The organism is Lysinibacillus sp. CD3-6, assembly GCF_006351725.2.
Lineage (GTDB): Bacteria > Bacillota > Bacilli > Bacillales_A > Planococcaceae > Lysinibacillus.
In genome coordinates, this window is the sequence record NZ_CP085880.1 from 3,696,881 (window position 1) to 3,718,453 (window position 21,573).

Consider the following 21,573-nt stretch of genomic DNA (forward strand, 5'->3'; position numbering starts at 1 on the left):
ACCTGTGAAAATTCTATGAACGTCCATGTAAAACAATTTACCACTTATAATTATTCAAATGCAAGATGTTTTTCTAAAAAATATTATTTCTCCAAAAAGTTTTTTATTGTTCACTATATAATTAAAAGAACAAAAACCTTACAGTCTCTAAGAAAAAAGGCGTTTTTCAAACAATATCCCCAACATATTTTAGCTATTATTACTTTTCTACTGTACTTATTCTATTTAAATAAATTATTTTAAGATAATTAAAAATGTGCATATTTTCACATATGATAGAAAGCTTCTCTCCTTTTGACTGCTAGATAAAAAATAGAAATTCGCTTGATATGTAAAAATAGAAATAATCGACATACAGAAATATTAAGAATGAAAGAGAATTTTAAAACGATAACAAAGCAAATTTTCTTTGCGCAAAATATTTTAACTTTCTATAGGATAAGTAAACTAACCCATTATATTATTTAAATGTAAATAATTACATAAAAACTTGTTGTATAACGGCATTTTAAAGATAAATCGCCAATTATTTTTTATTATTCAAATATAAATTTTTATTTTATAAAAAACCAAACTCCGATAGCACTTCCTATTTCTTTTCTTATGCTAATGTGATTTTAATACATATATTGTTATAGTACACAATTAAAACAGATACTTTGTAGCAGTAATTGTATTACAACAAGCTATTCATTTATGGTACTTTATTATAGAATGATAGTCCTAGTCCTTTACTAGAAAAATGGGTTTTGCATATCTCCATTAAATATATTAGTTTCCTACATATTGAAATAATACAAAAAAGAGGTGATGAATGAATAAAAGGGCTGCTAATTTGGCATTCCTTTTCATTATTATGAAAAACATATCATTACGACTCAAAATGTTTATTTTTTCTTTTATTATCGTTATTTTCTCTATTACTACGAGTGGTGCAATTATGATTCATAATTTAGCTGGTGCTTTAGAGAAGGAGTTTGGAGCCCGTGCAATAGCTATAGCACGGACGGTTTCACAGCTTACAGAAGTGCAAAAAAACGTAGGTACTAAAGAGGGCTTTGAAATTATTCAGCCGATTGCTGAACGCATTCGATTAACGACAGATGTCGATTATATCGTCATTATCGATATGAAACGCATTCGTTACTCCCATCCCTCCGAAAGTAAGCTAGGTACCGTTTTTGAAGGTGGCGATGAAATAGAAGCATTTTCACAGCATGAATACATATCAAAGGCACGTGGGGTATTGGGTTATTCTATACGCGCATTCGTACCAATTATGAACGAGGAAGGCACGAAGCAAGTTGGAGTTATTACCGTTGGGCTACTTGCACCAAAATGGTATGACCTTTTAGATGAATATCAATTTGATATATTAGTATCACTTTTAGGGGGGCTTGCCATAGGGTTAGGCGGATCTGTTTGGGTTGCTAACCATTTAAAACGTCAAACCTTTAACTTAGAACCTTACGAAATCGCTCGTTTAGTAGAAGAACGTTCAGGTATTATTCAAGCGATGGATATAGGAATTTTAGCTACAGATGAAAGTGGAAATGTAACCTTCATTAACCGATTAGCACGGCAGTATACACATTACTTTGGACACAAAGTATCCAGAAAAACTTTATTTAAAGATACGTGGCTTGCTGAAGACACCATACAACAACATGAGGTTTATCGACCACTTTTAATGTACGAGCAAATGTATTTAGTTCGGACATTCCCTATCCGTATTATGGAACAAAATGCCGGCTATCTTATTATGTTAACTGATCGAAAAGAGGCAAATATGCTTGCTGAAGAATTAACAGGAATTAAAATGCTCGTGGATTCCTTGCGGGCACAGCAACATGAATACATGAACCGTCTCCATAGTATTGCTGGACTTATCCAGTTGGAGCGAAATGACGATGCTTTAAGCCTCATTATTGATGAAATCACAGATGAAGAAGAACTAATTCAAAGCTTGCATGATAAATTTCAGGATTATTCTATTCAAGGCTTATTACTTGGCAAATACTCACGCGCTAAGGAACTAGGTGTAGAACTGACAATCGATGAAGAATCTAATCTCGCTGATTTTATGAGTGGCTTATCGAGTGGCGATATTATTACCATCATTGGCAACTTATTGGACAATGCAATGGAAGCTTGCTTTGAATGTGAACATAAGGATGTTCATTTAACAATTAACGGTGATAAGCATTATTTAATTATAGAAGTACAGGACAGTGGTAAAGGTATTGCAGGTATACCCCAACGAATTTTTGATTATGGATTTAGTACGAAACCAAAAGAAGGACACGGCATTGGTCTTGCACTTGTCAAACAAATCGTCGAATCCAATAATGGCACAATTCATGTAGAATCTACTGTTCACATCGGCACAACAATTACAATTAATATAGGGGTGACAGAGGAACCATGAGCAAAATCACAGTTTTTATCGTAGAAGATGACCCAATGGTGCTTGAGGTAAATAAAGGATTTTTGAATAAAATGAGTGGCTTTCAACTCATAGGAGAGGCAGTCAATGGACGAGATGCCTATGACAAAATCATGATTCAAAAACCAAACCTTATTTTACTGGATATGTTCTTACCAGATATGACAGGCATGGAATTGTTTTTAAAAATTAGAGCACAACGTATTCCATCCGATATTATTATGATAACAGCAGCTCGAGATGCACCTACAGTACAAGAATCCCTTCGACTAGGTGCAATTGATTACCTAATAAAGCCATTTCGTTTTGATCGCTTTGAAAGGGCTTTGCTACAATATAAAAACTCTACAAAAAACTTACTCAGTACAACTAATATTAACCAAGAGGATATCGATCAGTGGTTAGGTATTCAGCATGAAATTTTAGAACTGCCAAAAGGCTTGAATAAGATTACAATGGAGCAAATTTTAAGTTACTTAACGACACATCATGCACCGATTACTTCTGAACAGCTTGCACAAAATGTCGGCATGGCAAGAGTAACTGTACGAAAATATTTAGACTTCTTAGCTACAAAAGGTACTGTGCATATTGAATTAAAATACGGAACCGTAGGACGACCAACTAAATACTATTCTATTAAATAATAATAAATTAGTATATTAGTGCTCGATTTGCTACCTATTCTAATCATAGCCTAAAACCAAGAATCTGCTCACTTTTCACGGGAAAGCAACAGGCAGCCATAGTCACTTCGCCTACTACACCTTGCTTCTTTTATGTCCCACTGAAAATTGCAGATTCTTTTTTTATTTAGTAGCTACATTCAAGTTCTTACAAAAAGCATTGTAGCTGTTTTGTAACAGTTTTTCAAAATAATGAATTGTTATATACCATAAAAACCAAAATGTTCATTAATACCATAATATTGTATATTTTCATATTTTCAATAGAATAAGAAGCGTTCACATCTTCAATAGATTAGAGGTGAATTTGTATGTGGCGCAATCACATTCACAAGTATTTTGTTAGCGTTCTCATTTTACTGACAGTTCTATTAATTTCCTGTCAGCAACAAGATTATCCTACAGATAATGAACAGTTAAGTCATGAAGAACAAATAGTCATTCGATTTTCACACGTAGTAGGTGAAAACACGCCAAAAGGAATGGCAGCAATCAAATTTGCCGAACTCATTAAACAGCGCAGTAATGGTCATGTAGAAATTCAAGTCTTTCCAAATGGTGTTCTTTATAAAGATGGAGAAGAAATGAATGCACTTTTACGTGGAGATATTCAGATGATAGCACCAGCTATTTCAAAAATTACAACGCTTGTACCTGAGTGGTCGGTTATGGACTTGCCCTATGCATTTAAAAATGCTGATGAAGTGCATACATACGTTGATAGCGATGTCGGTCAATCTTTAATGAAGAAATTAAATGACCATAATCTTTATTCAATCGGGGTTTGGGATAGTGGATTTAAGCAATTTAGCAATAGTATCCGCCCTATTCAAGATGTCACTGACTTAAAAAACTTACGCATGCGCATCATGCCGAGTGATATTTTAGCAGAGCAGTTTACAAGTGTTGGTGCCTATCCAAAGAGAATAGATTTCAATACCGTTTTCCATCAGCTACAAAAAGGAAATGTAGACGGACAGGAAAATACACTCACTAATATTACTAGTAAAAATCTACATTCTCTACAAGACTACTTAACAATTAGTAATCATGGTTATTTGGGCTATTTATTACTTATGAACAATGAGTTTTGGCAGTCCTTACCGAAAGATGTTCAAACATTGCTTATTGATACACTTGCTGAAGTACAGGAATGGGAATGGCAACTTGCAGAAAATCTTACAGCAGAGCGTCTGCAAGAAATGGAGGCTTGTAACTGCATTAATATTCATTATTTCACAGATGAGGATGTTGAGAAATGGGAGTCAGCATTTGAACCAGTCTATGATTATTACGCTAAAAGTTACAGCAAGAAATATATACTTGCGCTACCAAAAAACCAACCACATAACTAATTTGGGTTTAAAGGGGATCCTTTTAACTATAATCACAACTTTAAGGGGGATTTGAAATGAAAAAATGGCTTTTAATGTCACTAATGGCTGTGCTAGTTTTAGCTTTAGCTGCTTGTGGTGGCGATAAAAAAGAACCAGCTTCTGCTCCAGCAGCTGAAGGAGATGGTGGCTATACAAAAGAAAAACCACTTGTTATTAAATTTTCTCACGTTACATCAATCGATAGTGTGAAGGGGAAAGCATCTGAAGCTTTTGCAAAATTAGTTGATGAGAAAACAGAAGGTAAAGTAAAAGTTGAAGTATATCCATCTTCTCAATTATATGGTGATAATGACGAGCTTGATGCTTTAGTATCTGGAAACGTACATATGATTGCACCATCTGTTACAAAAATGGTGAAAATTGACCCTCGTTGGCAGTACGTAGACATGCCTTACCTTTTTGAAGATGAAGAGCATGCTCGCAAGTTCTTTGAATCAGACGTTGCAAAAACAATTCTTGAATCAGATCAATTAGCGGCAAATGATATTAAAGGTTTAGTATTCTGGGAAAACGGCTTTAAGCATTTCTCTAATAATAAACATCCACTTGTTAATGTTGAAGATTTTAAAGGTTTAAAATTCCGTGCACAGGCAGGTAAAGTACTTGAAGCACAATTTAAAGCTTTACATGCTGGTTCGGCTACGATTTCATTCGGTGAAACATACGCAGCTCTTCAACAAGGAACTGTTGATGGACAAGAAAATACATTCAACAACTTCGATACACAAAAATACCAAGAAGTTCAAAAGTACTTCTCCGTATCTGAACATGGTCGTCTTGACTATGCAATTTTTGTAAACAAACCATTCTGGGAAAAGATCCCTGCAGATTTATTAAAGGCAGTTGAGGACTCGTTAGCTGAAGCTACAACTTTAGCATGGGAACTAGCTGCTGAAGAAAATGCGAAATCATACGAAAACATTAAGAACTCTGGTATTGAAGTAATTGAATTAACAGCTGCTCAAAAAGAAGCTATTAAAGCTGAGCTTGAGCCCGTTTACGAAGAGTTCGGTAAAGCTATTACGGAAGAATTAATTAGCGGTATTCGTGATTTAAAATAAGCTCTTTCAATTGAGTGTCGATAAGTAATCGACACTCACTCTTTTTCTTAAAGTAAATCGCTTACAAACTTGTTTTACTTTATTGGAGAAAAATTTTACCATCTTATATTTTAAGGAGGCATCAGGATGAATGTTTTACATAAAGTATGGGGTTATTTAGAGGAAATCCTTGCGGGATTCTTTTTCGTAGCTGGTATTGCACTAATCTTCTACGGTGTAATGATGCGTTATGTTTTTAACGAACCTCAAGCTTGGGTAGAAGAATTAGCACGTTACGCAATTATTTGGGGAACGTTCCTCGGCTTTGGTTTAGCACTACGTCACAATCAGCACATCCAAGTAGACATTTTATACGATAAATTAAAACCATCAAATAAACGCATTTTAGATTTTATCGCCACTAGTTTAAGTATCGTATTTTGTTTAATTTATACGTACTACGGTTTCGTATTAGTTGAGAACCGCTATACATCAGGTATGGTTTCACTTGATATCGGTATTCCAATGTGGGTTGTCTACTTAGTACTGCCGATTTCTGGCGTTTTATTTTTACTAAGATTCGTAGAAAGACTAGTTAATATTATCCGAGGAAAGGACGAAGAATATGCTAATCCTCTTACTTAGTTTCTTTGTTTTATTATTTTTACGTGTACCAGTCGCAGTGAGCCTAGCACTTTCAACAATCTTAGTGTTCTTTCAAATCGATTTTAATATGAATATGATTCCTCAGCGTATTTTCACTGCGCTAGATTCATTCCCGATGATGGCCATTCCAGGATTCGTTCTTGCTGGTGTACTAATGGCACGTGGCGGGATTTCAAAATATTTAATTGAAGCATTACGTGCCTGGATTGGACATCTGCCTGGAGGGCTTGCAGTTGTAACGATTGTTGCCTGTGCTATTTTCGCAGCCATTTCAGGTTCTTCACCTGCAACTGCCGCTGCAATTGGATCAATTATGATTCCTGCCATGATTTCTGCAGGTTATAAAAAGCGTTACTCGATGGGACTTGTTGCAGCGGGTGGTACACTAGGAATTTTAATTCCTCCAAGTGTTCCTTTAATCATTTACGGTATTACATCTGAACAATCCATAGGGGAATTGTTCATGGCTGGTGTAATTCCTGGTCTTGCGTTAACTGGTATTTTAATCGTTGCTGCCATCGTCTATGCAAAGCGCAATGGTTTCAAAGGCGATGAACCTGCCACTTGGGAGGAGCGTGGCCGTAAATCATTAAAAGCCATTTGGGGTGGCTTCTTACCGTTCTTAATTTTAGGAACAATTTATTCTGGAGTTGTCACACCTACTGAGTCGGCAGTTATTGCTGTATTTTATGGTTTAATCGTATCTCTATTCATTTACCGTGAAATGAAGTTAAAAGATTTCCGTGAAGTATTAGTTGAATCTATTAATATTACAGCGATGATTTTCTTAATTATCGGTGCTGCTTCACTCTTCGGGTTATATTTAACGAACGCGCAAGTTCCTCAGCAAGTTGGGGCTTGGATTGCGGAAAGTGATTTAAACAAATGGATTTTCATGATTATTGTAAATATACTATTCTTTATTATGGGAATGTTCTTAGAGGCGGTTTCAATTATTTTAATTACATTACCAATTTTGCTACCAATTCTTGTGCATTTCGATATCAACCTAATTCACTTTGCAATTATTATGACAATCAATATGGAGCTAGGTATGATTACACCTCCAGTAGGTCTGAACCTTTTCGTAGTAAGTGGTATTGCGAAGGAAAAACTCGGCGAAGTTGTCAAAGGGGTTATTCCATTTATTATTTTAATGATTGTGTTCTTAGCTATCGTAGTTGTACTACCACAATTGTCGCTTTGGTTACCAGAGCAAATGAAATAAGGGCTTCCTTATGGACAGAGGGACAAAAGGGTATTCGATTCAAGATCGTCAATTTTGGCAAATTATTATTAGTTTAGGAGGAGCATCGGTTTTTGTTTTTGCTGCGATGTATTCAGTACAACCATTGCTCCCCTTTTTTACAGAACAGTTTCATGTTTCAGTTTCATTTGCTAGCCTTGCAGTTTCGATTACGACGTTATCTGTTATTATCGGCTTAATTGTTTTAGGTTTTTTATCGGATCGACATGGAAGAATACTTTTCATTAGACTTTCCCTCATTCTAACTGTCATTCCTTTTCTCTTTATGCCATTAACTGATTCTTTTCTAACTATTATTTTATTACGTTTTATTCAAGGCTTTGCAATTGCTGGCGTTCCTGCTGCAGCACTTGCCTATATTAGCGAAGAGATTGATAGCCAATCAATGGGATTTGCTACTTCTCTCTATATTTCATGTAATGCGCTTGGGGGGACAATTGGACGTCTCCTAATGGGCTATGTAACTGAACACTATTCTTGGGAGACTGCGTTTAGTTCACTAGCTTTGTTAGGTTTTGCAATTTTTTTAATGGTGTTACTTACACTACCAAAATCTAAAAATTTTACGGTCAACAATCGGACGATTTCAAAAGATTTACAAGGCTTTGCGCTCCATATAAAAAATCCCAAACTGCTTATCTTGTTCGGACTAGGAATTATACTCCAAACATCCTTTAGTGGTATGTGGTCTTTTATCCCGTATTATTTAATTGAACCGCCCTTTTCACTTTCATTGAAAATGATATCGTTTGTTTTTTTAGCGTATTGCTTAGGTATCGTCGGTTCACCCATCGCTAGCACACTTGCAGAAAAAATAGGCATTCTTCGCGTCCGAACATATGGGGTCTTTTTATTAGTTAGTGGCATAATTCTAACGTTAAGCGATTCACTCATTATCGTAATTGTAGGGCTTTGCATAGCATGCTTAGGATTTTTCACAGCCCATGCCTTAACATCAGCTACAGTAAGTCGCACAGCAATCCATCAAAAAGGTAGTGCGTCAAGCCTATATCTCGTTTCTTATTATATTGGTGTTGCTTGTGGAAGTACGTTACTCAGTCCATTATGGCTGCATTTTAATTGGTTGGGTATTGTCATCACAACCGCTTTCCTTCCTATAATATATATACTGTTTCTAAATTACACATTGCACAAAAAAGATACACAGTAATTTTTAGTGCCCATTTTTAGTGCCTGGCACTCATACAATTCTCCATCCAAGTAAAATCCACGTCGACTACTGCGGCATACTTTGTGCCCGCAAAGATCGAAGTGGATTTTTACGCTTTTAAAGTATTTTTAAAGTGCCAGGCACTCACACAATTTTCAATAGGTTGAAGCGCAGGGCGGGCGACTCCTGCGGGAACAGCACAACACGTAAGCCACAACAGACGGCGCGACAGCGACGGTTGTGGCTTACGTTGTGCCCGCGGAAAGCGCTCGCCCGTAGCGGAAAGTGTCAGGCACTCATACAATTTTCAATGGATTGATGCGCAGGGCGGGCGACTCCTGCGGGAACAGCACAACACGTAAGACACAACAGGCGGCGCGATAGCGACGGTTGTGGCTTACGTTGTGCCCGCGGAAAGCGCTCGCCCGTAGCGGAAAGTGTCAGGCACTCATACAATTTTCAATGGATTGATGCGCAGGGCGGGCGACTCCTGCGGGAACAGCACAGCACGTAAGACACAACAGACGGCGCGATAGCGACGGTTGTGGCTTACGTTGTGCCCGCGGAAAGCGCTCGCCCGTAGCGGAAAGTGCCAGGCACTCATACAATTTTCAATAGGTTGAAGCGCAGGGCGGGCGACTCCTGCGGGAACACCACAACACGTAAGACACAACAGGCGGCGCGATAGCGACGGTTGTGGCTTACGTTGTGACTGCGAAAAGCGCTCGCCCGTATCGTTTGCGGAAATCAATGACTGCAGTAGATCCTATTTATAAACTAACCCCTTTATTTCTTTATAGTAAATACAAAGGATAATCCCTAAAAGAATCAACAAAGAACCGTAAATTTGGATGCTAGTTGGCAACTGACTTAATATAATAGCACTTAAAATCATCGCTATTGCTGGTTCAAAATTTAACAAAAGCGATGCATTTGTCGACCCTATTTCTTTCATTTTTCTATTCCACATTAAATTACTTATTCCATGAATAATGATGGCTGAAACGATTAGCAGTAACCAATATGGAAATGCCACTTGCATATTTTTCTGGGCTACTATGGACGTTCCGAAAGGCATGAGAACCATTAGACCAATTAAATTTGTATAAAATGTAATGGCCGCCGCTGAAATTCTGGCGCTAAGGTCATTCACAATAATTAGGAACAGCGCAAAACTCAACATTGTAATCAAGCTTAAAATTTCACCTTTACCAATTGATATGCCGATAAATGCTCCTTTTGTAATAATCATCGAAACGCCAACTAATGAAATAATAGCACCGATCCAAAAAATACTGTTTCGATATTCTTTATAGATTATTTTATTAAGTAAAGACGTAACAATCGGTGCACAAGCTAAGATGAGTGCTGCTGTTATTGGCGTTGTATGCTGAAGACTTGCATAAAAACTATAGTGATTAATCGCAACGCCTAAAATGCCAGCTACAATGAGTAATAAAATATCGCGACGTGTAATGGACAAATGGATGATAGATCGCCAACTTATACACCCTAAAAATAGCACAATTACAATCAGCCTATAAATGGCAATCGCCATCGGTTCCCAATGATGAATTAAAATAGCGCCAATAATAAAGTTACTAGCCCAAAAAAATACACAGCTAAATAAAATCATGTATGTTGTTAGTTGTTTCATTTATTGCTCCTTCTCACATGAAAAATAATCATTTACGTCTTGGCGTAATATCGTCGAGATTTTCGCTTGATTCAGCCTTGGTTTGAATGCCGCTAAATGCCATGCCGAAACAAGTGAAAACATTGCTACAAATTAAAAAAACCGCTTTGCCTTCCTTTGCTAAGTATCGCTATCACCATGAAAGCGATACTTCAGCACAGGAATGTAAGTGGATTTTCATCTATATAAAATTATTTAAGGGGGATAATTTTATTATAAGAACGGCACAATTCGATATGCCTCTCCAATGTTTTTAACGAATAAATATTCCTTTAGACATGACCGTACGTTCTAGAGGTCTTCTTGCAATAACTTCAGCGCTTGATACTGCGTCAAAAAATACAAAGCTTGCCTCATCATTTACATTTGGCCAAACCTTTTGACCATTTGTATCTAACGGCGTCATACCGTTTGTAATGTATTTTAATGTTTGACGAATAGAACGCTCATCTAGTTTTCGAGAAATGTCTGCAAACGTCGTTACTTTTTCTAAAATATCGCCTGAACCATATGGACTCCATGAATCAAAAAATCCATCACAACCAAAATGCACATCGACTCCATGCTCTGACAATAAATCAATTGGTGGCATCACACGATTAATATTATAGGGCACTGTAGACATGATTTTCACTTGTTGCTCGGCAAGGCGATTGGCAATACTATGTTGTTCCATTATTGATACATCACCTAAAGCAAAGGCATGGCTTATTGCTGTTCTACCTTGGTAGTTTGTCTCCTCCACCATATCAAGCCATTTATCTATTGTATAGTAGCCGACATGACCGCCATCATGTAAGTGAATATCCACATCGACATTAAATTCATGGGCAATATCCATTGTTTCGTAGAGAGAGCGCTCGATCGTATTATCAATTCCAGCAGGATCTAGCCCACCAATCATTGTTGCCCCGTTGCGTAATGCATCACGGAGTAACTGAGGTACATTATCTCTTAGTAAGCCATGCTGCGGAAATGCGATGATCTCTGCTGTTACAATATTTTTATAATCATCTAATGCCGCTAATACACCCTCTAAATTTTTCAACCCTATATACGGATCTATATTTACATGGGTACGAATATGATTCGTTCCGTTGCTAATAATTTTTTCAATCATTGCCACAGCACGCTGTTTTCCCGTATGTGCTAAAATCGGTAGCTCTCTTGCTTCTTGTGCTAATCGATCTTTTAAATTTTTTGAGGGTGTGACAGCTTTCCAAGGTAATGATAAATATGTTTTATCTAAATGATTATGCATTTCCTTAAAAGCAGGTAAAAGAAGCTTGCCCTTCATATCTGTAACGTTTTGTGAAGCATCAATTGCTTGTGTTGCTGGAATAATTTGCGAAATTACACCTTCAGTAATTTCAATGTTAAAAAGCTCGACCTTTGTACCAACTGTATCATTATCTTTTATATACTCGCCTGTTTCAAGTAGAACGTTTGTAAGCCACTGCTTCATCTGTATTCTCCTTTCAACTCTCCAACTTCCTGCTGGTGAATTATTTCGCCTTGCGAAATGACAGTAGAGATTGGACATCTTCTAGCTACAACATGTGCCGTACTAACGCCATCTACTAGCAACATATTCGCGACATCACCAGCCTTTGGCCATACACGCTCCCCCTCATCATTCAAAGGAGTGATACCGCCAGAAGCATATTTCCATGCACGGCTTAAAGAATATTCATCCATAAAACGGAATCTTTCAGCCATCACATTTAATTTTGTAATAGTATTGCCTGTACCATATGGGGACCAATGATCTGTTAAACTATCATGCCCAACTGATACCTTCACCCCTTTTTCATATAAATAAGGGATCGGTATTGTAGAACGATTAATCCCAATCGGTACTGTAGTTGTCACATCCATTTGCACAGAAGCCATTGCATGTACTAGATTTTCTAATTGCGGCTGCGCTAAATCTGCGAGTGCCATTGCATGACTAATTGTCACTTGTCCCTCTTTTTTGGCTTGCTTTGTTAAATCAATCAATTTATAAAACTCAAATTCGCCCAATGTATTAGCAGTATGAATATGAATATCTATCCCTGTGTTATAATCTTGAGCTATTTGCATTGTTGTTTGGAGTGATTTTTCAATATTGCGATCCACTATCGATGGATCAACACCGCCAACTAATGTTGCCCCCATTGTCATTGCCTCGCGGATTAATCCTTCTACATTTGAACGAAGAAGACCATGCTGCGGGAAGGCCACAATATCATACGTAATTTGTTCCTTATATTTCTCTAACACTTGTTTTGTAATTTCAATATGCTTTGTGCCAATTTGTGGATCAACATTACAATGGGAACGAATATGTGTATGCCCTTGAGCAATAAGCCATTTCACCATTTCCTCAGCACGATAAGCAGCCGTTGGTAATTGCTTCGGTAATAGCGTCTGTTCTTCCTCAATGCGTGTTAGTATTCCTTTTGTAATGGGTCTTGGTGCTTGCCATTCCCCACCAAAATACGTTTTATCAATATGAATATGCATTTCTCGGAAGGAAGGGACTAACAATTGATGTTGGGCATCCAACACTTCAACATCTTCGGAAACTACTATATTCTTATCTACCTTTTTTACTTGCCCATCTTCAATTAGGACATCATAAATAGCTGTACGAGTCGCAACAATGTGCTCGTTATCATGTTCAAAAGCTTCTTCTAATCTCACATTTTTTAGCAATAGTGTGCTCATAGTTTACTCTCCTAATTCGTATTTTGATGATTGTTCATAAAACAAGTGCCCCTCTAGCCTTATTGGACAATTTCCACTCCGCTAAGCATTGTGTAATTGGAAGCATCTAACCAAAAGCCCTTTACAGCATTACTATAAACTGCTAAATGCTCATAATTTCGAACTGGAATATATACCGCTTCATCTAACTCTAATTGCATCGCTTTTTTGTAGATGTCATTACGAGTAGCTTGGTCTGATTCCGTACGACCTTCTTCAATTAACTTATCAATTTCTGGATTACTATAATAGAAGTGATTTCCTGGTGCGCCCATTGAAGCTGTGTGGAACAGATTGTATTGGTTATAATCAGCGTCACCAGTTGCATTACCCCAGCCACTAATAAATAATTGATGCTGTTCTTTCGTAATTTCTGAAATAAATGCACCGTATTCCATTACTTGAATTTCTACATCTAAGCCAATGCCTTTTAATTGAGATTGCACAACCTCAGCCATATTAATGCGCTCTTTGCGATCACTTGTTAGTAATTTCAGTTTAGTGCCTTCTTTAATCCCTGCTTCTTTTAACAGTTGTTTTGCCTTTACAACATCATAATCATAGGCCTTTGTTTCATTTGAATAACCTATAACTTTTGGACTCATTGCTGAATTTGCAAGTGTACCTACATTATTATAAATCCCACTTATAATTGCCTCGCGGTCAACAGCATAGCTAATTGCCTGACGTACTTTGACATTCGATAATAACGAGTCTTTCACATTAAAACCGATAAATTCAACAGCAAGTCCCTCTGTGCGGAATAAATTCATTGTTGAAGAATTTTCAATTCTAGCGATATCGGTCACTGGCACTTGATCGGCAATATGCGCTTCCCCACTTTCAATCATCGCTAAACGAGTTGAATCTTCAGGGACGATTTTAAATGTCACTTTATCAATTTTCGGTACAGTACCCCAATAATCCTTATTTGTATTTAATGTAATTGCTTGACCTGTTTTCCAAGATTCAAAAATAAATGGACCCGTGCCTACTGGATTTGTTGCCAACTGATCTGCTGATTCCGTAATGGCTTTCGGGCTAATTATGCTACCTTCTTGGCTCGCTAAAATCGAAAGAAGTGGGGCATATGGATTTTTTAGTTTTAATGTCACAACATACGTATCATCTACTACAACTTCGCTAATCATAGATAGCTTATCGCGTTGTGGTGAGCCTGTCGCTGGATCTAAAATACGATTGAATGTCGCTTTTACTGCCTCAGCATTCAAATCTTCACCATCATGGAACTTAATGCCCTCATTTAAAGTAAAGGTCCACGTTAACTCATCCTTTTGCTCCCATGATTTTGCTAGTAACGGAACAATTTTTCGGTCTCTATCAAAAGCTACTAATGTTTCATAGACTTTCCCATGAATAATATTTGCTGAAGGAATATCTGTAATAAAGTGTGGGTCAAGACTTGTAGCATCTGAAGCTCTTAAAACGATAAGTTCCCCTCCTACACTTTTCGATCCTTCCTTTGATCCCTCTGTACTATTGTTACTTGCGGTCGAACAAGCTTGCAAAATAACGACAGTCATAAGCGCTAAAAATAAAAACAATTTCATTTTCTTCATAAATTACTCCTCCTTGTTAAATTGTTGCTTACATTTCGAATTATAAAGAAATAAAATTTACTTGTTTTTTAAAATCTTTACTTGTTTTTTAAATTTTCTGACTAATACGTTCTGGAATATTTACTTTCTGTTCTCTTTTCAATAAATTGATATCACATCTAAAAAAAAGGAGAAATCATTATGGAGAAAGTAACTACAACGATAGATCATTCTATATTATCGGATGCGCGCAAAGCATCTCGGAAAAAAAATATGATTGGTTTTCTCAACAAAATTAAAAAAAATAAAGCAGCTGTTGCAGGTGGTATCATTATTCTTCTTTATTTAATTATGTTTCTTATCGGGCCAATCTTTGCTCCTTACGATCCATATGATGTGCAGTTGGATCAAAAATTGCAGGCACCTAGCTTGGATCATTTAATGGGGACGGATGATAAAGGTCGTGATATTTTTAGTCGAATACTATATGGTTCACGCCTGTCAATTGGTGTCGGTTTTTCAGCCGTACTTTTTGGTGGAACGATTGGCACGTTATTAGGGCTTATTGCAGGCTATTATGGCCGATGGATTGATTCCATTATTAGCCGAATTTTAGATATCATGCTCGCCTTCCCTGGTATTTTACTAGCATTGGCGATTGTCAGTGCATTAGGACCAAGCCTAATTAACGTCACAATTGCTGTTGGCTTTTTCTCAATACCGATGTTCGCTCGTATCGTGCGCGGTTCTACGATGGAAGTTAAAAAATTGGAATACATTGATGCTGTCCGAACACTCGGTGCGAACGATGTGACAATTTTAGCGAAGCATGTTTTCCCTAATATTTTATCACCAATTATTGTGCAAGCATCTATGCGTTTAGCTACAGCCATTTTATCAGCTGCTGGTTTATCATTTTTAGGTTTAGGTGCTCAGCCTCCATCACCAGAATGGGGAGCCATGCTCTCTAACGGTAGAGATTTTATTTTTACTGCTCCATATATGGCGATGTTTCCTGGGCTGATGATTTCGATACTTGTACTCGGCTTTAACTTATTTGGAGATGGTTTACGAGATGCACTTGATCCGAGAATGAAAAATTAAAGGAGTGTAGCGATATGACACTATTTATCTTAAAACGAATTGCGCAAATTATCCCTGTTACATTAGGTGTAACACTCGTTGTGTTTTTAATTATGCAGATGATCCCTGGTGATCCTGCGTTGATTTTAGCTGGTGAAGGTGCTTCAAATGAAACGGTTGAAGAATTACGCGAAAACTTAGGGTTAAACAAACCTTTATATGTTCAATACGGAGAATATATAAACAATCTTTTACATGGCGATATGGGGAATTCCTTAAAAAATAAGCAACCCGTTTTTGAGGAAATTACGGCACGCTTACCGATTACAATTGAGCTGGCGATATATAGTATTTTAATTACCATTGTGTTAGGTCTTATTGCAGGAATTATTTCAGCAATACGTCCCTATTCAATTTTAGATGTTGGGTTAATGATTGTTGCGCTGCTCGGCATTTCTCTACCAAGCTTTTGGCTTGGCATTTTATTAATGTATGTATTTTCAGTACAGCTCCATTGGCTGCCAGTAGCAGGATGGGAAAGTGCAAAGCATATTATTTTACCAGCCATTACACTCGGTGCTGGAGGTGCTGCTATTGTCGCACGAATGACACGCTCCAGTATGCTTGAAGTTGTCAATCAAGACTACATCCGTACAGCAAAAGCAAAGGGATTAAAAGGTTACGTTATCATTCTAAAACACGCATTACGCAATGCATTAATACCTGTCATTACAGTAGTAGGATTACAGTTTGGTACTTTACTTGGAGGAACAGTATTAGTTGAATCTGTTTTTGCCGTAAACGGACTTGGTCGTATGATTGTGGATGCTATTCGTACTCGAGATATACCCGTTGTACAAGGCGGCGTACTTGTAGCTTCATTAATATTTGTTGTTATCAATCTCTTTGTCGATATTTTATACAGAATATTTAATAAACGAATTGACTTAAATTAGGGGGGAAATGATCATGAAACGAGATACTGTATTGGAAGTAAAAAACTTACAAACATATTTTTATTCTAGTGAAGGGGTCGCAAAGGCTGTAGATGGCGTATCGTTTACACTTCATAAAGGAGAAACGTTAGGCATTGTTGGTGAATCGGGTTGTGGGAAATCCATGACTTCTCTTTCCCTCCTCAGATTAGTACCTTCACCACCAGGTAAGATCATTAATGGTGAAATACTACTAAACAATACAGATTTAATGAAACTGTCAGAAGAAGAGCTACGGAAAATAAGGGGCAACAAAATATCAATGATATTCCAGGAGCCGATGACGAGCCTAAATCCCGTCTTAACAGTTGGTGAGCAAATTGCTGAAACAATACGTTTACATCAAGGGTTGTCCCGTAAGGAAGCTTGGCAACAGGCAGTTGAAATGATTCGTCTAGTCGGCATACCAGCTCCAGAAAAAAGAGCAAAGCAGGAGCCTTATCAATTAAGTGGCGGAATGCGACAGCGTATTATGATTGCAATGGCTTTAGCTTGCACACCAGATGTATTAATTGCTGACGAGCCAACAACCGCGCTAGATGTAACGATTCAAGCACAGATTATTGATATTATTCGAAACTTACAACAGCAATTAGGAATGAGCATTATTTTTATCACACATGACCTCGGAGTAGTAGCAGAAATTTGCGATAAAATTGCGGTAATGTATGCGGGCCAAGTAGTAGAAGAAGGCTCTACAGATAGCCTTTTTGAGAAGCCTCTCCATCCTTATACAAAGGGTTTAATTCAATCATTACCAAAGCTTTATGAAGATCAAGAAGAGCTATCGACAATCCACGGTACTGTACCAAGTCCATATCACTATCCGAATGGCTGCCGTTATGCTGAACGCTGTCCGTTTGCAACGGAGCTATGTCGTGTGCAGCAACCAGAGCTCATTACTGTAGAGTCCGATAAAAAGGTAAGATGCTGGATGTATAGTGAAGAATGGCAAGGTGAATCAGTGAAGGAGGAGATGGTAGTATGACGATGAATAAAAACGCGCAACCATTATTACAAGTAAACGACTTAAAACAGCATTTTTTCTTAAAAAAAGAAAAACTCTTTGGTCCACAGCAAGTTGTGAAAGCTGTAGATGGTGTTTCTTTCAATATTATGCCAGGTGAAACGCTAAGCATTGTTGGGGAATCAGGCTGTGGGAAATCGACAACAGGTCGTGCTATTTTACGATTGGATGAACCGACATCAGGCGAAGTATTATTGTTCGGCAAAAACTTAGTAGAGATGAATAAAAAAGAACTACGGGCTGCAAGAAAGGATATGCAAATTATTTTTCAGGACCCTTACGCTTCCCTTAATCCGCGCAGAACGATTCGCAAAATGCTGACAGAGGCGATGTCTATTCAAAAAATTGTACCGCCAGCGCAACAAGAGTCACGAATGCTAGAATTAATGACTCTCGTTGGTTTACGTCCAGAATACCTCGAGCGCTATCCACATGAATTTTCTGGTGGACAGCGACAACGTATCGGTATTGCGAGAGCACTTGCAGTCAATCCAAAAATTATTATTTGTGATGAATCGGTATCTGCATTAGATGTGTCTATTCAAGCTCAAATATTAAATTTACTAAAAAAACTACAGCGTGATTTAGATTTGACGTTTTTATTTATTTCGCATGATTTAAGTGTCGTGCGACATATATCTGATCGTGTTATGGTAATGTATCTCGGAAAAGTTGTCGAAATAGCCGACAAGCATTCCCTTTTCTCTCAGCCGCTTCACCCTTATACAAAAGCACTATTTTCGTCTATACCAATTATCGATAAGCAGCATCGGAAGGAACGCATTATTTTGAAGGGAGATATTCCATCCCCTCTAAATCCTCCTTCAGGTTGTAGCTTTCATACACGTTGTCCGTTTGCAACAGATAAATGTAAAGTTGAAATTCCAGCGCTACGGGAAATAAATCAGACGCATCAGGTAGCTTGCCATTTTGCAGAAAATTTAGTTTAATGTAACTTACACTTATACTAAACGGGAGAGGTCATTTTTATTATGTTACAACTAGAAACATTCAACATATATATTCTCCTATGTGTAATCGCTCCAATCATTGGAGCTTTTCTGCTTACATTTATATTTATTTTTGAAAAACAGATTGATAGTCTTGAGGAAGAAAAAAGACATTTGGAGCTAGAGCAGGATTTGCAGCGTGCGAATATACTTCAACTGAATCAGCAAATACAACCACACTTCTTTTTTAATGCTTTAAATTCTTTGTTAAGCCTAGCCCGCATTAATCGTAAAGAAGACTTAGTTGCAGGTATTGAAGCTTTAGCAACGTTTTTTAAATTTAAATATAATGATCACGATGTCTTAATCGCTTTAAAAAACGAGGTCCAATTTGTTGAGAGCTATTTAAATATTCAGCAGCTACGTTTCGGTCATCGTTTAACCGTCAATAAATTTATCGATAATGATGCTCTCTCAGTCAAAATACCGCCGTTTATTTTTCAAACAATTATTGAAAATGCCTTTAAACATGGCTTTGAGAAGCACATCGGACCTGCAGAGCTATCTATTTATATAAAAAAAATGGACAATATTTTATTGCTTGAAATAAAAAATACACAGCCAATTGATTCGGCAATTAACCATACTGATGATGCATTGCAGCAAGGCTATGGACTTGAAAATGTTCAAAAACGTCTCCAACTTATATACGGACTTGAAAATATTTTATTTTCGACCGTTAGCGAGAAGGAAATTTATACCGTTACTATTCATGTTCCTGCGTAAGCAATAGAAGTAAGTCCTAAAGGAAAGGATGAAGCAACATGAATATATTAATCGCTGATGACGAGCCATTAGAACTAGAACAAATGATTTATTTATTAAAGCCACATTTTCCAAATTGGAAATTTCACACGGCTCTCGATGCTTCTCAAGCATTACAATTAGCAAAAAAGCATCGTATGACCATCGCCTTTTTAGACATCCAAATGCCTGGAAAGGATGGTATAACGTTGAGCAAGGAATTAAAGGATCTTTATGAATTAGATATTATTATGGTTACGGCATTTCAGACCTTTGAATACGCACAAAAAGCTCTACGCATCGGGGTGACGGATTATTTAACAAAGCCAGTTATTGCAAGTGAATTAAATGCTATTGTTGAAAAATATAAAGTGTGGAGTTCCAACCACGATGCCATTCAAAGTGCACTTTCCTATATTCATGAAAATTATTATGAAAAACTTACACTCAATATTATTGCTGAAAAAATCCATTTAAATCCAAGCTATTTAAGCCGTAAATTTTTAGAGGAGCAATCGATTGGCATTAACGAGTATATTAATAATTACCGATTAGAGATGGCTATAAAAAAGATGAATGACAACATGGAAGCCAGTATGTCTACGATTGCTGAAAGTTGTGGTTTTAATAGTCAGCATTATTTCAGTGTCGCATTTAAGAAAAAATATCATCAGTCGCCACGTCAATACAAAGTATCACAAAAGTATAAAGGGCAGTAAAACATATGTATTTTAAAAAACTTTCACTTCTTGTACCGCTAGCAAGTTTAAGTACGACAGCAGGTGTTATCATATTATTAGCAAGATGGATTAGTGGTAATTTTTTATTATCCTCCCCATCTGCACTTATTTCTTATGGTTTTATGGCGGGTATTTGCTATACAATTGCAACAGCCATTTCGTTTATCGTTCTCGGTTCTTTTTTAAATAAAAGCGGCTATTCTCAAAGCCAACACCAACAAAGTTTTTTGATGGTGAGAATGCATGAAAAACTAAGTGGAATCAATTTAAAAGTCATACGGCTGTTTTACTTGCTTACAGGCATTGAAATTTGGCTCATTCAATTCATTAGTATTAGTGTATTATCAACTATTATGTTCAATATACCAGTGCCAATCACTTTAGCAATGTTTCTAGTTGGCATGTTAGTATTGGACCGTTTCATGTCTTTAAAAGGGATATTATGGCTAGATACGTTATTTATTATACTGTTATTTTCTCTACTCATTTTTATCCCTATTTTTTATTTTGTGCAAAATGGAGCAAGCACTGTTTATGAAGGAATTCGTTTATACCATCCATATTTATTTTACTTTAAAAACAGCGAAATCCTGTTGTTTTATGTTGTCATCCAATTAGCTATTTTAGGGCAAGTGCTGTTTGATAAATCGACTTGGTATTTAGTTGCCTTTATTAAACCTAAAAAAGTACGCCGAAGCTTATTTTCTTCAGGTGTCGTTTTAGCTTTATTAACGTTATCCTTTACAGCAATCTTAATGATTGCCCTATATAGTGGCTCATACGGCCAATTTCAAATTTTAGTGCTCACTTTTTTATATGAGGTCCAGCCAGGTTTTCTTACATTTGCTTTTCTTGTAATTACGATTTTGGCAATTGTGACTACATTAATTGTAGAAATGCGTGCAACAAAACACTTCTTTTCTACACGTAAACCCTATTATTACTATTTAATAGGCTTAATGGTGCTATTATTTAGTCTATTTTTATCCATTAAAATAACGATTTTAGGCGTAATATATTGCTTTGCCTTTATCCATATTACAATGTTACCGTTTATCATTATTCTACTATTTACAAAGAGAACGATTCATAAGCATAGCTGGTTCGCCATATTGCTCTCTATTTTGATTGGCATTATTGTTGGCCTCTATTTTAGTGCTCTATACGGTCTAGCTGTAAGCTTTATCATCTCGTGTATCACTCAATTCATGCTTCAGCAGGCGAGTCGTTTTCCAACAGCTGACGATTAGCCAATTCATTTACATATCATGCTAAAAAAGATGGTTCGCCAGCTA

18 protein-coding genes are annotated in these 21,573 nt (G+C 36.9%); 14 read left to right on the forward strand and 4 right to left on the reverse strand.

Translation table 11 applies throughout. The features are described from left to right. Positions 1-814: 814 nt before the first annotated feature. The 7 genes from FH508_RS18325 (at position 815) to FH508_RS18355 (ending at position 8,673) form a co-directional block, all read left to right on the forward strand. Complete coding sequence (locus FH508_RS18325) at positions 815-2,428, forward strand: ATP-binding protein (RefSeq protein WP_228134144.1); 1,614 nt, start codon at positions 815-817, stop codon at positions 2,426-2,428. Continuing rightward, the gene (locus FH508_RS18330; RefSeq protein ID WP_173477594.1) at positions 2,425-3,093 is read left to right on the forward strand and encodes a response regulator; all 669 of its coding nucleotides are present in this window, start codon (positions 2,425-2,427) and stop codon (positions 3,091-3,093) included. Before FH508_RS18325 ends, FH508_RS18330 begins: the two co-directional genes overlap by 4 nt. Before the next feature lie 350 nt (positions 3,094-3,443). Then, a complete protein-coding gene (locus tag FH508_RS18335) occupies positions 3,444-4,487 on the forward strand; it encodes a DctP family TRAP transporter solute-binding subunit (RefSeq protein WP_173477595.1) in 1,044 nt (347 codons plus the stop codon). Positions 4,488-4,543: 56 nt separating this feature from the next. Then, positions 4,544-5,590 (forward strand): DctP family TRAP transporter solute-binding subunit, encoded by a 1,047-nt coding sequence (locus FH508_RS18340; protein WP_173477596.1) that lies wholly within the window; start codon positions 4,544-4,546, stop codon positions 5,588-5,590. Positions 5,591-5,716: 126 nt separating this feature from the next. Next, complete coding sequence (locus FH508_RS18345) at positions 5,717-6,214, forward strand: TRAP transporter small permease (RefSeq protein ID WP_173477597.1); 498 nt, start codon at positions 5,717-5,719, stop codon at positions 6,212-6,214. Then, entirely contained in the window at positions 6,195-7,463 is a 1,269-nt protein-coding gene (locus tag FH508_RS18350) for a TRAP transporter large permease (protein ID WP_173477598.1), read from the forward strand. The genes FH508_RS18345 and FH508_RS18350 overlap by 20 nt, the downstream gene beginning before the upstream one ends. Before the next feature lie 10 nt (positions 7,464-7,473). Beyond that, positions 7,474-8,673: an MFS transporter gene (locus FH508_RS18355; protein ID WP_173477599.1), complete on the forward strand. Its 1,200-nt coding sequence runs from the start codon at positions 7,474-7,476 to the stop codon at positions 8,671-8,673. Positions 8,674-9,439: 766 nt separating this feature from the next. On the opposite strand, the gene FH508_RS18360 is transcribed toward FH508_RS18355, so the two are convergent. The 4 genes from FH508_RS18360 to FH508_RS18375 all read right to left on the reverse strand — a co-directional run bounded on the left by FH508_RS18360 (position 9,440) and on the right by FH508_RS18375 (position 14,700). Next, on the reverse strand, positions 9,440-10,330 hold the full coding sequence (locus FH508_RS18360) for a DMT family transporter (RefSeq protein ID WP_173477600.1): 891 nt from the start codon (positions 10,328-10,330) through the stop codon (positions 9,440-9,442). A gap of 292 nt (positions 10,331-10,622) precedes the next feature. Next, entirely contained in the window at positions 10,623-11,834 is a 1,212-nt protein-coding gene (locus FH508_RS18365; RefSeq protein WP_173477601.1) for an amidohydrolase, read from the reverse strand. Beyond that, on the reverse strand, positions 11,831-13,081 hold the full coding sequence (locus FH508_RS18370; protein WP_173477602.1) for an amidohydrolase family protein: 1,251 nt from the start codon (positions 13,079-13,081) through the stop codon (positions 11,831-11,833). The genes FH508_RS18365 and FH508_RS18370 overlap by 4 nt, the downstream gene beginning before the upstream one ends. Before the next feature lie 59 nt (positions 13,082-13,140). Beyond that, positions 13,141-14,700: a glutathione ABC transporter substrate-binding protein gene (locus FH508_RS18375; protein WP_173477603.1), complete on the reverse strand. Its 1,560-nt coding sequence runs from the start codon at positions 14,698-14,700 to the stop codon at positions 13,141-13,143. A 180-nt stretch (positions 14,701-14,880) separates the two neighbouring features. Here FH508_RS18375 and nikC point away from each other — a divergent pair, with 180 nt between their 5' ends. Genes nikC through FH508_RS18410 form a run of 7 tightly spaced genes read left to right on the forward strand, consistent with a single transcriptional unit; the run spans position 14,881 to position 21,528 of the window. Next, the gene (gene nikC / locus FH508_RS18380) at positions 14,881-15,783 is read left to right on the forward strand and encodes a nickel transporter permease (protein ID WP_173477604.1); all 903 of its coding nucleotides are present in this window, start codon (positions 14,881-14,883) and stop codon (positions 15,781-15,783) included. Between the two features lie 14 nt (positions 15,784-15,797). Next, positions 15,798-16,718, forward strand: coding sequence for a nickel ABC transporter permease (nikB, locus tag FH508_RS18385; RefSeq protein WP_173477605.1), 921 nt, complete (start codon positions 15,798-15,800; stop codon positions 16,716-16,718). 13 nt (positions 16,719-16,731) lie between these two features. After that, a complete protein-coding gene (locus tag FH508_RS18390) occupies positions 16,732-17,745 on the forward strand; it encodes an ABC transporter ATP-binding protein (RefSeq protein ID WP_173477606.1) in 1,014 nt (337 codons plus the stop codon). Beyond that, complete coding sequence (locus FH508_RS18395; protein WP_173477607.1) at positions 17,742-18,734, forward strand: ABC transporter ATP-binding protein; 993 nt, start codon at positions 17,742-17,744, stop codon at positions 18,732-18,734. Before FH508_RS18390 ends, FH508_RS18395 begins: the two co-directional genes overlap by 4 nt. Positions 18,735-18,776: 42 nt before the next feature. Then, positions 18,777-19,520: a sensor histidine kinase gene (locus tag FH508_RS18400; protein ID WP_173477608.1), complete on the forward strand. Its 744-nt coding sequence runs from the start codon at positions 18,777-18,779 to the stop codon at positions 19,518-19,520. A gap of 38 nt (positions 19,521-19,558) precedes the next feature. After that, complete coding sequence (locus FH508_RS18405) at positions 19,559-20,257, forward strand: response regulator transcription factor (RefSeq protein WP_173477609.1); 699 nt, start codon at positions 19,559-19,561, stop codon at positions 20,255-20,257. A gap of 5 nt (positions 20,258-20,262) precedes the next feature. Next, positions 20,263-21,528 carry a permease gene (locus FH508_RS18410; RefSeq protein WP_173477610.1) on the forward strand — a complete coding sequence of 422 codons (1,266 nt, stop codon included), beginning with the start codon at positions 20,263-20,265 and terminating at the stop codon, positions 21,526-21,528. Positions 21,529-21,573: the final 45 nt, after the last annotated feature.

Coding starts and splice junctions, on each gene's coding strand:
- FH508_RS18350 (WP_173477598.1), top strand. CDS start 6,195: ATGCTAATCCTCTTACTTAGTTTCTTTGTTTTATTATTTTTACGTGTA.
- FH508_RS18365 (WP_173477601.1), bottom strand. CDS start 11,834: ATGAAGCAGTGGCTTACAAACGTTCTACTTGAAACAGGCGAGTATATA.
- FH508_RS18390 (WP_173477606.1), top strand. CDS start 16,732: ATGAAACGAGATACTGTATTGGAAGTAAAAAACTTACAAACATATTTT.
- FH508_RS18400 (WP_173477608.1), top strand. CDS start 18,777: ATGTTACAACTAGAAACATTCAACATATATATTCTCCTATGTGTAATC.
- FH508_RS18330 (WP_173477594.1), top strand. CDS start 2,425: ATGAGCAAAATCACAGTTTTTATCGTAGAAGATGACCCAATGGTGCTT.
- FH508_RS18355 (WP_173477599.1), top strand. CDS start 7,474: ATGGACAGAGGGACAAAAGGGTATTCGATTCAAGATCGTCAATTTTGG.
- FH508_RS18340 (WP_173477596.1), top strand. CDS start 4,544: ATGAAAAAATGGCTTTTAATGTCACTAATGGCTGTGCTAGTTTTAGCT.
- FH508_RS18360 (WP_173477600.1), bottom strand. CDS start 10,330: ATGAAACAACTAACAACATACATGATTTTATTTAGCTGTGTATTTTTT.
- nikC (WP_173477604.1), top strand. CDS start 14,881: ATGGAGAAAGTAACTACAACGATAGATCATTCTATATTATCGGATGCG.
- FH508_RS18395 (WP_173477607.1), top strand. CDS start 17,742: ATGACGATGAATAAAAACGCGCAACCATTATTACAAGTAAACGACTTA.
- FH508_RS18375 (WP_173477603.1), bottom strand. CDS start 14,700: ATGAAGAAAATGAAATTGTTTTTATTTTTAGCGCTTATGACTGTCGTT.
- FH508_RS18345 (WP_173477597.1), top strand. CDS start 5,717: ATGAATGTTTTACATAAAGTATGGGGTTATTTAGAGGAAATCCTTGCG.
- nikB (WP_173477605.1), top strand. CDS start 15,798: ATGACACTATTTATCTTAAAACGAATTGCGCAAATTATCCCTGTTACA.
- FH508_RS18370 (WP_173477602.1), bottom strand. CDS start 13,081: ATGAGCACACTATTGCTAAAAAATGTGAGATTAGAAGAAGCTTTTGAA.
- FH508_RS18405 (WP_173477609.1), top strand. CDS start 19,559: ATGAATATATTAATCGCTGATGACGAGCCATTAGAACTAGAACAAATG.
- FH508_RS18325 (WP_228134144.1), top strand. CDS start 815: ATGAATAAAAGGGCTGCTAATTTGGCATTCCTTTTCATTATTATGAAA.
- FH508_RS18335 (WP_173477595.1), top strand. CDS start 3,444: ATGTGGCGCAATCACATTCACAAGTATTTTGTTAGCGTTCTCATTTTA.
- FH508_RS18410 (WP_173477610.1), top strand. CDS start 20,263: ATGTATTTTAAAAAACTTTCACTTCTTGTACCGCTAGCAAGTTTAAGT.